The organism is Roseivivax sp. CAU 1753 (assembly GCF_054482575.1).
Map to the genome: position 1 here is coordinate 1 of NZ_JBTLRF010000031.1, position 1558 is coordinate 1558.

2 protein-coding genes are annotated in these 1558 nt (G+C 66.4%); both read right to left on the reverse strand.

Annotated features, from left to right (window positions below; all coding sequences use genetic code 11):
* Positions 1–2 precede the first annotated feature (2 nt).
* Positions 3–929 (reverse strand): electron transfer flavoprotein subunit alpha/FixB family protein, encoded by a 927-nt coding sequence (locus ACXYMN_RS19825; protein WP_459015814.1) that lies wholly within the window; start codon positions 927–929, stop codon positions 3–5.
* Positions 929–1558 (reverse strand): electron transfer flavoprotein subunit beta/FixA family protein (locus ACXYMN_RS19830; protein ID WP_459015815.1); only part of this gene is annotated, 630 nt, incomplete at its 5' end. The genes ACXYMN_RS19825 and ACXYMN_RS19830, both read right to left, overlap by 1 nt.

The window sequence follows — 1558 nt, forward strand, 5'->3', positions numbered from 1 at the left end:
GTTCAAAGTTTCTCGGTCAGTTCCGGGACCAGGTCGAAGAGGTCTCCGACGAGGCCGTAATCCGCGACCTGGAAGATCGGCGCTTCCTCGTCCTTGTTGATGGCGACGATGACCTTGGAGTCCTTCATGCCCGCCAGGTGCTGGATCGCCCCCGAGATGCCGCAGGCGATGTAAAGGTCCGGGGCCACGACCTTGCCGGTCTGTCCGACCTGCCAGTCGTTCGGTGCAAAGCCCGAATCGACCGCCGCCCGCGACGCGCCCACGGCGGCCCCGAGCTTGTCGGCCAGCTTCTCGATCACGGCGAAGTTTTCCTGCGACCCGACGCCGCGGCCGCCCGAGACGACGATGCCCGCCGAGGTCAGTTCCGGGCGGTCGCTTTCGGCCACCTTGTCCTCGACCCATTCGGAGAGGTCGGGGTTTTCGGCGGCGTCCACCGGCTCGACCGGTGCCGCGTCCTGCGCGCCCGCGGCGTCGAAGGTCGATGTCCGGATCGTCAGGACCTTCTTGGCGTCGCGCGACTTCACGGTCTGGACCGCGTTGCCCGCGTAGATCGGACGCTCGAAGGTGTCGGCATCGACGATCCCGGTCACATCGGTCAGGATCATCACGTCCAGCAGGGCCGCAACGCGTGGCAGGATGTTCTTGGCATCCGTCGTCGCGGCTGCGGCGATGTGGTCGTAATCGCCCGCGAGCGACACGATCAGCGCGGCCACAGGTTCGGCCAGGCGGTGACCGTAAAGCGCATCCTCGGCCATCAGCACCTTCGACACGCCGTCGATCGTGGCGGCCTCGTCGGCGGCGTCCCGGGCCGATGCCCCGATCGCCAAGAGCGTCACGTCGCCCAGCGACCTGACGGCGGACACGGCCTTGGCGGTCGCGTCCCGCGACAGCGCCCCGTCATTGATTTCGGCAAGCAGAAGAACGGCCATCACACGACCCCCTTTTCTTTCAGCTTCGTCACAAGTTCATCGACCGAACCGACGATTTCACCGGCGGCACGCTCGGCCGGTTCCGAGGTCTTGACGATCTCGTGGCGCGGCGCGACGTCGACGCCGTAATCGGCGGGCGTCTTTTCATCGAGCGGCTTCTTCTTGGCCTTCATGATGTTGGGCAGCGACGCATAGCGCGGCTCGTTCAGGCGCAGGTCGGTGGTGACGATGGCGGGCATCCTGACCTTGATGGTCTGCAAGCCGCCATCGACCTCGCGCGCGACCACGGCGTGATCGCCGTCGACATCCAGCTTGTTGGCGTTGGTGGCCTGGGCCCAGCCGGTCAGCGCCGCCAGCATCTGGCCGGTGGCGTTCAGGTCGTTGTCGATGGCCTGCTTGCCGCAGATCACCAGACCGGGCTGTTCCTGCTCGATCACCTTGGCAAGGATCTTGGCGACCGACAGAGGCTCGATGTCGGTGTGCACATCGTCCGCCGCGACCACCAGGATCGCCCGGTCGGCCCCCATGGCAAGACCGGTGCGCAGCGTTTCCTGCGCCTGCTTGACGCCGATCGAGACGACGATGACCTCGTCCGCCTTGCCGGCTTCCTTGAGGCGAATGGCCTCCTC

Bases quoted from the DNA above. Each gene is read 5' to 3' on its own strand.
- ACXYMN_RS19825 (WP_459015814.1), bottom strand. From the start codon at position 929: ATGGCCGTTCTTCTGCTTGCCGAAATCAATGACGGGGCGCTGTCGCGG.